At 69.2% G+C, this 9433-nt stretch carries 10 protein-coding genes and 2 pseudogenes; 5 read left to right on the forward strand and 7 right to left on the reverse strand.

What is annotated here, in order from left to right; translation table 11 throughout:
* Positions 1 to 55 precede the first annotated feature (55 nt).
* On the forward strand, positions 56 to 640 hold the full coding sequence (locus E1300_RS51705; protein WP_207399935.1) for a hypothetical protein: 585 nt from the start codon (positions 56 to 58) through the stop codon (positions 638 to 640).
* Between the two features lie 25 nt (positions 641 to 665).
* Here the strand turns inward: E1300_RS51705 and E1300_RS24745 are convergent, their stop codons facing one another.
* Complete coding sequence (locus tag E1300_RS24745; protein WP_242619383.1) at positions 666 to 1769, reverse strand: alpha/beta hydrolase; 1104 nt, start codon at positions 1767 to 1769, stop codon at positions 666 to 668.
* 150 nt (positions 1770 to 1919) lie between these two features.
* Complete coding sequence (locus E1300_RS24750) at positions 1920 to 3065, reverse strand: cystathionine gamma-synthase (protein ID WP_131759452.1); 1146 nt, start codon at positions 3063 to 3065, stop codon at positions 1920 to 1922.
* A gap of 156 nt (positions 3066 to 3221) precedes the next feature.
* Between E1300_RS24750 and E1300_RS24755 the strand changes: the two genes are divergently transcribed.
* Positions 3222 to 5381 carry an MMPL family transporter gene (locus E1300_RS24755; RefSeq protein WP_131759453.1) on the forward strand — a complete coding sequence of 720 codons (2160 nt, stop codon included), beginning with the start codon at positions 3222 to 3224 and terminating at the stop codon, positions 5379 to 5381.
* 137 nt (positions 5382 to 5518) lie between these two features.
* On the opposite strand, the gene E1300_RS50295 is transcribed toward E1300_RS24755, so the two are convergent.
* Positions 5519 to 5665: a hypothetical protein gene (locus tag E1300_RS50295; RefSeq protein WP_165502979.1), complete on the reverse strand. Its 147-nt coding sequence runs from the start codon at positions 5663 to 5665 to the stop codon at positions 5519 to 5521.
* A gap of 239 nt (positions 5666 to 5904) precedes the next feature.
* Between E1300_RS50295 and E1300_RS24760 the strand changes: the two genes are divergently transcribed.
* Positions 5905 to 6717 carry a helix-turn-helix domain-containing protein gene (locus E1300_RS24760; protein ID WP_131759454.1) on the forward strand — a complete coding sequence of 271 codons (813 nt, stop codon included), beginning with the start codon at positions 5905 to 5907 and terminating at the stop codon, positions 6715 to 6717.
* Positions 6718 to 6783: 66 nt separating this feature from the next.
* Entirely contained in the window at positions 6784 to 6990 is a 207-nt protein-coding gene (locus E1300_RS24765) for a DUF397 domain-containing protein (protein WP_131759455.1), read from the forward strand.
* 73 nt (positions 6991 to 7063) lie between these two features.
* Here the strand turns inward: E1300_RS24765 and E1300_RS24770 are convergent, their stop codons facing one another.
* On the reverse strand, positions 7064 to 7399 hold the full coding sequence (locus E1300_RS24770; protein ID WP_131759456.1) for a hypothetical protein: 336 nt from the start codon (positions 7397 to 7399) through the stop codon (positions 7064 to 7066).
* A gap of 421 nt (positions 7400 to 7820) precedes the next feature.
* On the opposite strand from E1300_RS24770, the gene E1300_RS24775 reads away from it, so the two are divergent.
* A complete protein-coding gene (locus E1300_RS24775; RefSeq protein ID WP_131759457.1) occupies positions 7821 to 8363 on the forward strand; it encodes a GNAT family N-acetyltransferase in 543 nt (180 codons plus the stop codon).
* Here E1300_RS24775 and E1300_RS54020 read toward each other — a convergent pair.
* The 3 genes and pseudogenes from E1300_RS54020 to E1300_RS50300 form a co-directional block, all read right to left on the reverse strand.
* Positions 8360 to 8462, reverse strand: a pseudogene (locus E1300_RS54020) (IS481 family transposase); the annotation flags it as partial. The gene E1300_RS24775 and the pseudogene E1300_RS54020 sit on opposite strands and share 4 nt — an antisense overlap.
* A 72-nt stretch (positions 8463 to 8534) precedes the next feature.
* Positions 8535 to 8832 (reverse strand): annotated as a pseudogene (locus E1300_RS52725) (leucine zipper domain-containing protein); the annotation flags it as partial.
* A gap of 15 nt (positions 8833 to 8847) precedes the next feature.
* A partial coding sequence (locus E1300_RS50300) for an HNH endonuclease signature motif containing protein (RefSeq protein ID WP_165502980.1) occupies positions 8848 to 9433 on the reverse strand: 586 nt, incomplete at its 5' end.

Below are 9433 nucleotides of genomic sequence, written 5' to 3' on the forward strand. Positions count from 1 at the left end.
CGTGCCCGTCCGCGGGTCGCATGGATCGGGGGCCGGTGGGAATAAGGTCGCCACCATGTCGACTTCCGATCGCCTGCTGCTGCTCCTGCACATCGGTTTCGCGATCTTCACGCTGGGACCGCTGACCGCCGCGACCATGTCCACCCCGCGCTACATCCGCAAGGGGAACGTGGTCGTGCTGCGCTACCTGAACCGGACGACGCAGATCTACGGCCTCGCCACGCTGGGGATCTTCCTGTTCGGGCTGTTCCTCGCCAAGGGCGACTTCTCCCGGGTGTGGCTGACGGCGTCGATGACGCTGTTCATCGTCGCGCTGGTGCTCCTGCTGATCGTGGAGCGCGACCAGCGGAAGGCCGCGCACCTGCTGGAGGGCGCCGCCAAGGAGGCGGCCGCGCACGCCACGGTGCCGTCCCGTCCGGCGGACGTGCCGGTGGAGGGCGAGGCCGCCGCCGCGGAGGGCGCGGAACCCGGGCCGCCCGCCGAGCCGGCCAGGGGCCAGGACGCCGCCGCGGAGCCCGTGTCGGTCGTGGCGCGGAGCGGCGAGATCGCCGCGGTGGAGCGCGGCCGGATCGCCGTGATGTCCGGCGTGGTGGCGCTCATATGGCTGGTGATCCTCGTCCTGATGGTGTGGAACGGCTGACACCGCCGCCCCGCGCCCGGCGGGCTCACTTCAGCCGGGACGCCAGCCAGTTCAGGATCAGCGGGTAGGTGTGCTCCTCGTTCAGCAGGTCGGAGGCGTGCATGTCGCCCTGGACGACCCGCACCGTCACCGGGACGCCCGCCGCGCGGAGCGCGCTCGCGAGGCCCGTGCTCTGCGTGACCGGGACGAAGTCGCCGCTGGCGTGCATGAGCAGCATCGGGGCGTCGCCCGCCGAGGCGTGGCTCGCGGAGTTGGCGTCGTCGACCCGCTTCCAGCAGGCCGCGACGGCGACCGGGCCGGGCGTGCAGCCGACGAGGTCGACGACGGCGCGGCGCAGCTTCCGCTGGGTGGCGCTGGCGTCGGCCTTCGCGCCGTCCTGGTAGGCCAGGTACGGGTTGTTCGGCGGCGACAGCGCGATGACGCCGCGCACCCGCTGGCTCCCCGTGCCGTACGTGCCGAGCTGCGTCGCGAGCATGCCGCCGGACGACGACCCCACCACCGCGATCCGCTGCGGGTCGAGGTTCCAGACCTTCGCGTGCTTCCTCATGAAGGCGAGCGCGGCCATCGAGTCGTTCCGCTGCGCGGGCCACTCCGCGCCCGGCGCCAGCCGGTAGTTCGCGGACAGCACGACGTAGCCCTGGGCGACCAGCCGCCGCGCGAAGTACTTCCAGCCGCTCTTGTCGCCCTCCAGCCAGTACCCGCCGTGCAGGACCAGAACGGCGGGCCTCGGCGCGGCCTTCGGCACGGACGGCCGCCAGTAGGCGTCGATCCGCTGGTGGGCGGCCTTGCCGTAGGCGTAGGTGGCGCTCTTCGGCAGCCGCGGCGTGACCATGACGGCCTTGGCGGACACGACGCCGTCCGTGGTGCCGGACCCGCCGGACGCCCCGGGCGCCCCGGGCGCCTCCGGGGACGGCGGCTCGGTGGGCGAAGCGCTGCCGGTGCCGCCCGTCCCGGGCGTGCCGGACGGTGTGCCGGTTCCGCCGTCCGAGGGGCTCACGGTCGGCGTGGACGTGCCGGGCGCGGGCGTCGTCGGCGTCGGCAGGGGCGTGGCGCCGGCCCCGGCGGGCGCGCACACGGCGGCGAGACACGTCGCGGCGAACGCCGCTCCACTGACCAGTACTTTGCGCACTCCGGGCCCTTTCGTCACGAACCTGGCGCGCACATCATAGATGTTTGATCAAGTGCGGCGCCGGAACGCCTCGCACTTCACCCCCGCCGGACCCGCGGACGGCCGGTGCCCCGCCCCGGCCGGTCCGCGCGTCCTCGCAGCTCAGGGCCGTCAGCTCAGGGCCAGCTCCAGGTCGCGGAGAAGGTCCTCGACGTCCTCGATGCCGACCGACAGCCGCACCAGGTCGGCGGGGACCTCCAGCGGCGACCCCGCCGCCGACGCGTGCGTCATCCGCCCCGGATGCTCGATCAGCGACTCGACGCCGCCCAGCGACTCGCCGAGCGTGAACAGCTTCGTCCGCTCGCAGACCCGCACGGCCGCCTCCTCCGACTGCATCCGGAACGAGACCATGCCGCCGAACGCCTTCATCTGCTTGGCGGCGACCTCGTGGCCCGGGTGGTCGGGCAGCCCCGGATACAGGACGCTCCGGACGGCGGGGTGCCGGGTGAGCATCTCCGCGACACGCTCGGCGTTCGCGCAGTGCCGGTCCATCCGGACGCCGAGCGTCCTGATCCCCCGCAGGGTCAGCCAGCAGTCGAACGGCCCCGGGACGGCGCCCATCGCGTTCTGGTGGAACGCCAGCCGCTCCCCGAGCCCCGCGTCCGCGACGACGAGCGCGCCGCCGACCACGTCCGAGTGGCCGCCGACGTACTTGGTGGTCGAGTGGACGACCACGTCCGCGCCGAGCGTCAGCGGACGCTGGAGGTACGGCGACGCGAAGGTGTTGTCGACGACCAGCAGCGCGCCCGCCTCGTGCGCGACGCCCGCGAGCGCCGCGATGTCGGAGATCGCGAGCAGCGGGTTGGTGGGCGTCTCCACCCAGATGACCTTGGTGTCGGGCCGCACCGCCGCCCGCACCGCCGCGACGTCGCCCAGCGGCGCCGGGTCGAACGACACGCCCCACGGCTCGGCCACCTTCGCGAAGAGCCGGTACGTGCCCCCGTAGGCGTCGTCCGGGATGATCACATGGTCGCCCGGACGGCACACCGTGCGCAGCAGCGCGTCCTCGGCCGCGAGCCCGGACGCGAACGCGAGCCCCCGCGCCCCCGCCTCGATCTCGGCGAGGCATACCTCCAGCGCGGTACGCGTCGGATTGGCCGACCGCGAGTACTCGTAGCCCCCGCGCAGCCCCCCGATGCCGTCCTGCTTGTACGTGGATACCTGGTAGATCGGCGGTACCACCGCCCCCGTGGTGGGGTCCGGCTCCTGCCCGGCGTGGATGGCCAGGGTCTCGAACCCCTGAACGTCGTTGTCCATGGGAACGAGGCTATCCACCCGTCCGCCCTCCTGGAGGAGGAGGTGCTCCCCCGTAGGTATCAGCTTCCATTTCGGCTCGGGGGTTGACCACAACGGAGCCGCGATTCCCTACCGTTCTACAGGTATCCCCTTATGACCCTGATTTAAGGAAGACGCATGTTCGCTCGGCTCGCGCGCTTCGTCGTGAGACACCCATGGTGGACGATCGTGGCCTGGCTCGTGGCCGCGGTCCTCATCATCGCGCTCTCCCCCAAGCTCACCACCGAGTCCGACCAGGGCGACTTCCTGCCCTCGAAGTACGAGTCGGTCCAGGCGATGAAGCTCGCGGAGAAGGCGTTCCCCCAGCAGGAGGACACCTCCGCGCTCATCGTCGTCAAGCACTCGGACGGAGGGAAGCTGACGGCGGCCGACACGGCCAAGGTCAACCAGGCCGCCGCCTCGCTGAACGCCAAGAAGCCCCCGACGGTCCAGAACTTCGCCACCGGCCCCCAGGCGGTCGCGCCGAACAAGGCCGTCCAGGTGATCATGGTGCCGATGAAGGGCACCTCCCAGGCCGACAGCGAGAAGCAGGGCGACGCGGTCAAGGACATCCGCGCCAAGCTGCCGACACTCCTCAAGGGGAGCGGCCTGGAGGCCAAGGTCGGCGGTGACGTCGCCGGGTTCGTCGACAACGAGGACTCCTTCAACAAGTCCTTCGAGATCGTCGGCATCGCGACCTTCGTCCTGATCATCGGCCTGATCCTGGTGATCTTCCGGGCGCCGCTCGCCGCGGTGCTGCCGATCATCGTGATCATGGTGACCATGCAGGTCGCGATGGGCCTGATCGGCATCGCCTCGAAGATCTTCGGCTTCTCCGGCGACGACAGCCTCAGCACGATCATCCTGATCGTCCTGTTCGGCATCGGCGCCGACTACTACCTGTTCCTCATGTTCCGGTTCCGCGAACGCCTGCGGGCAGGCGACGACAAGAAGACCGCGATGATCACCGCGGTGGACCGGGTCGGCGAGGTCATCTCCTCCGCCGCCGCCGCGATCGCCGTGACGTTCCTCGTGCTCCTGCTCGCCACCTTCGGCGTCTTCAGCGCCTGGGGCCCGGCCCTCGCGATCTCCGTCGTCGTCATGGGCATCACCTCGCTCACCCTGTTCCCGGCGCTCGTCTCGCTGCTCGGCACCGCCGTGTTCTGGCCGTCCAAGGCCTGGAAGAAGCAGCCGAAGGGCACCATCTCCACCAAGATCGGCAACGCCGTCGGCCGCCGTCCCGCGGTCGCCGCGCTGCTCGCCGGCACCGTGATGCTCGTCCTGGCCGCCGGGGCCCTCGGCTTCAAGGCCGACTACGACTTCGCCGCGGGCTTCCCGCAGGACACCGAGTCGGCGCAGGCCACCAAGGACATGGAGAAGGGCTTCCCGCCCGGCCTCACCACGCCCGTCCAGGTCTTCGTCAAGCGCACCGACGGCCAGCCCCTCACCAAGCAGGAGCTGGACGCCTTCAGCGCCAAGGCCAAGACCGCCCCGGGCGTCGGCGCGGTGCAGGAGGCCGTCCCGGCCGCCGACAAGTCGGTCGCCCGCATCGACCTGGTCCTGAAGAAGAACCCGGTCTCCAACGAGTCGATCAGCCTGGTCAAGAACGACCTGACGCCCGCCGTCCACGAGGCCGCGCCGCCGGGCACCCGCACCTACGTCGGCGGCCAGACGGCGATCTTCGCGGACATCAACGCCGTCAACAACCGCGACCTGTCGGTCATCCTGCCGGTGGCGGCGGTCCTGATCGCCCTGATCCTGGCCCTGCTGCTGCGCTCGGTGGTCGCCCCGGTCTACCTGGTCATCTCGGTCCTCGTCGGCTTCGCCGCGACGCTCGGCTCCGCGGTGTACGTCTTCCAGGGCGCCCAGGGCGAGCCCGGCGTGATCTTCCAGCTGCCGATCATCCTCTACCTGTTCGTGCTGGCCATCGGGACCGACTACAACATCCTGATGACCGCGCGGCTCCGCGAGGAGGCGAAGGAGGGCCACGACCCGAAGCGGGCCGCCGCCCTCGCCGTCCAGCACGGCGGCCCCACGGTCGCCGCGGCCGGCCTGATCCTCGCCGGAACGTTCTCGGTGATGATGCTGGCCCCGGTGTCGATGCTCAAGCAGATGGGCTTCGCGGTCGCGATCGGCATCGCGCTCTCCGCGTTCGTCATGTCGATGTTCCTGGTGCCGGGCATCACCGCGATGCTGGGCCACAAGGCCTGGTGGCCGGGCCACGGCGACGAGCCCAAGAAGCTCAAGGGCCCGGACCCGCTGGAGGACCAGTTCGCCCGCTCGGGCCACCCCTCCTAGCTCGTCCAGGACGGGCCCCACAGACGTCGGGTTGCGGAGCCCCGGTCAGAAATGCCGCCCACGGACCGGGACACCGCAACCCGACACCCTCTCGGGGGAAACCGGAGCCACCAAGGCTCCCAGCGAAGCGCCGGAGATCACCGATCCCCGGCGCTTCGCCACGTCCGGACCCCTCGGGCACTCACCTCGATGACCACGAGGCCCTCCCGCTCCTCGGCGAACACCCGCACGACGATGCACCCGACCCCGACGTGCTTGTAGGCGTTGGTGACCAGCTCCGTCACCACGAGCCGCCCGACGAAGTCGTGATCGACCCCGAGCTCCGAAACCGCTCCACGAGAAACCGCCGCGCAACCCCCGGCGCCCGCGCACTCGGCTCCAGCACCAGCACAGGCGCCTCCAACACAAGCCCAACCACAGACATCGGGTGACCTCCGCGTGGACGAGGTTCCATCTTGCAGCTTGGCAAGCACCTTGCAGATTCACCCAGGCGCTATGTCCATGCTTGTCGGGAAGGTTCTTGATGGCTCCACGCTCAAGTCCCACCGCCCGCCGTCGCCGTCTCTCCAGCGCTCTCCGTCAGCTCCGGGAGGCGCACGGGATGAGTTGCGCCGAGGTCGGACGGGCCGTCGGCTGGTCCGAATCCAAGGTCAGTCGCATCGAGACCGGTCGGACCGGAATCCGCGCCGATGATCTCGAACGCCTCCTCGACCTCTATGAGGTGGACGAGGAGACGAGGACCGCCCTCCTCGTTCTCCGTCGGCAAGCGAGCCATCGAGGCTGGTGGACGACCTACGGCGACGCGCTGCCGTCCTGGTTCCAGGGGTACATCGGCCTTAGGGACGGAGCGAGGTCAGCCATGATCTATCAGGCGCAACTGGTGCCGGGCCTCATGCAGGCCGATGACTACGCCACGGCGCTGATGCGCGCCCACCAGCCGTCCATCGCACAGGATGAGATCGAGCGCCAGCTGTCAGCCCGCACCGCGCGCCAGGCTCTTCTCCCCAGCGCGGACGCCCTTGAGGTCTGGACGGTCCTCGATGAAGCGGTGCTGCGCCGCCTGGTCGGTGGTGCCACCACCATGGCCCGGCAGCTTCACCGACTGGGCGACATCGGCAGCCTCCCGAATGTCACCTTGCAAGTCCTCCCGTTCGATCACGGCGCCCACGCGTCCATGGGCACCTCCTTCATCCACTTGCGCTTCCCAGAACCGGGCGACGGGGACATCGTCTATATCGAGGACCTCACCAGCAGCCAATACTTGGAAGAATCGGCAGATATCGAGCGATATACGCTCGTAGCTGACCATCTGCGAGCGTCGGCCCTGCCCCCCTGAAGCCTCCCTCACCTTCATCAAGCGCCTCGCCGACGCTCTGCAGTGACCTTGGAGAGGAGTCGGACCATGCGAATTCCCGATCTTTCCCATGCCGCGTGGCGCAAGAGCAGTCGCAGCAACGGAGCCGGCGGCGAATGCGTGGAGGTCGCCGGTATGCGGGAGGCCGTGGCCGTCCGTGACTCCAAGGACCCCAGCGGGCCGACGCTGCGCATCGGTCGCTCGTCCTTCCGTGATCTCCTAGCGCGTGTTCGGCAAGGTGAGCTCGACCTGTGAGTGCCGCCTAGCTTGCGACATGGCTGATCCCCGCCACTTCGTCAGCGTGGCGGGGATCATCGTGGATCATCAATTAGCACTTGGAGGTCTCCCAGACCTTTGAGACCTTGTTCGGTACGTACCAGAACTTCTTCTTGCCCTTGATGCGCGCGTGCACGTTCACGCACTCGTTGACCACAGGGCCATAGCCCTTCGAGAACCTGATGTGAAGCGCGCGGGTGCGGGAACAGTGGCTGTGGAAGTAGACGGTGATGTTCTTGGACTTGTTGTCTCCCCACGACCAGTTGATGCAGGCCGTGTGTCCACGGTGGACGGCGGCCTGGGCGGGGGTTGTGCCCACGGCGCCGACAAGCCCAGCGGTCGTCAGGGCGCTGACACCTGCGACGGCGACACGAAGAGGAACTCGCATCCCTTACTCCTTTGCGGATCACTCACGATAAGACGAACTCGCGCCGGCGAGTCCTTGGCGACCTCGACGATCCCTTCGAATTGCGATGCCCGACACGGTAGGAGTGCGAGATGTCGGATGCCAGGGCGCCTAGTCCTATAAGAGAGAGCGCGCGTAGTGCTGAAGGGCTACGTGACGGTCAAATGCGCACTTCCGAAGCAAGGTTCGGATGTCGGCCTTCTTTGCATGGCCATGCTCCTTCGACGATCGCTCAACTGGTTCGCCGACCGCCGGGCGCTGGACTACACCTGCTTGACCCCGGCCACCGGGAGTGGGAGGCCCTGCATCACATCCGCGTGGGCGCTGAGCCACTTGCGGTGGGAGCTTTCGCAAGGTTCTTCCTGATTTGCGCCGGTTGGGCCGGTTGGTTAGAACTGCTCGCATGCTGAGAGGGAGCAAGGTCGGGCTGAGGGCCCGGCATGAGGAAGACATCCCCATCCTGCACGCCGAGCTCTATGACGACGTGGTCAACACCTCGCGGGCCGTCGGCCAGCCGTGGCGGCCGATCACGCCCGGCTCGAAGGACGGCCAGTTCGTGGTGGACGACAAGGCGCAGGGGCTCGCCTCGTTCTCCGTGGTGGACCTGGACAGCGGCGCGCTGGTCGGTACCGCGACGCTCTGGGGCATCGACAATCACAACCGGTCCGCGCACATCGGGCTAGGACTGCTGCCGTCCGCACGCGGTAAGGGATACGGCACCGATGTGGTCGCGGTGCTGTGCCACTACGGCTTCGTCGTACGCGGCCTGCACCGGCTCCAGATCGAGACGCTGTCGGACAACACCGCGATGCTGCGTTCCGCCGAGCGCAACGGCTTCGTCCGCGAAGGCGTGATGCGCGCGTCGGCCTGGGTCATGGGCGAGTTCCTGGACGAGGTGCTGCTCGGCCTGCTCGTCGAGGACTGGAAGCCGCAGTCCGCGGGCTAGCTGTTCTGTCCCGTGAGGTTGGGGACCGCGGCTGGTGGGTGGTCGGCCGCCGAGTGCGGTGTGGCCGCGGTGGTGGTTGTAGGTGTGCAGCCATTGTGGGAGCGCTCGGCGGCCTTCGCTCTCTGAGCGGTGGGGCTGGTCGTTAGGCCATTGCCGAGGAGGGGTGCAGGCCGAGGACGGGTGCAGGCCGAGGAGGTGGCCGTTCCGGACCGCTCCCCAACGCCGCAACACCGCACCGTGATGATGCGCTGTTCTGTGCGTGTGGGTGCGCGGCGGGGGGTGTGGTGGGGACGGTCGGACCGGTCGGCCATCGCGGCCTCGCCCCGTTCCCGGTAGCGAGCGGCCCACGCTGGGCCGTGGAGATCGAGATCTGTCACTGTTCGGCCGCCCGGCGCAGCGGTCAGCCGTCCTCGACCACACAACGGGCCAGGCGCGAGCGCCACGTCTCCGACCTCTGTGGCCAGTACAGCTAGCGCCCGGCGGGTTAGGGGCCTGCGGTGTGGCGTTGGCCTCGGGCGGGACGGTCGTCTCGTGGGCGGCGGCGTAGGACGGGGCGCAGCGTGACGCGATGTGGCGGGGTGGCGTCCGGCGCCTGGGGAGCGGGCAGGTTGTCCCATGGGGTGGTCGCGATCGGGCTCGTCACAATGCGAGGCCGGTTCGCGTGGACGTTCTCAGGCGGGGTGGCCACCGGACGCGTAAGCGTGATGAGGCTGCGCTGCTCGTCCGAAGAATGTCCTCGACGGTAGTCGGGTGGCACGAGCCGGTAGGTGTAGCGGCCGTTCGGATCCTTGGTGATGTGGATCTGTTCTGGGTTCGTGTGTTTGTGGCGGTTGTGCCAGCCGCAGCACAGGGCTAGTTGGTCGATGTCGGTGGGGCTGTGTCCCAGGACCCAGCCGTTGACATGGTCGACTTCGCAGAGGGTGCCGGGGACTTCGCAGCCTTGGACGGCGCAGGTCGGGTAGAGGGTTTCCAGGACCTGGCGTTGGGCGGGGGTGGCGAAGCGGACGCGGTGGCCCAGGTAGAGGGGGATGTTGCCGCGTCCGAGCAGGAGGGGTGAGACGCCTGCGGTC

Origin of the sequence: Actinomadura fibrosa (assembly GCF_900659615.1) — a bacterium.
GTDB classification, from domain to species: Bacteria; Actinomycetota; Actinomycetes; order Streptosporangiales; family Streptosporangiaceae; genus Spirillospora; species Spirillospora fibrosa.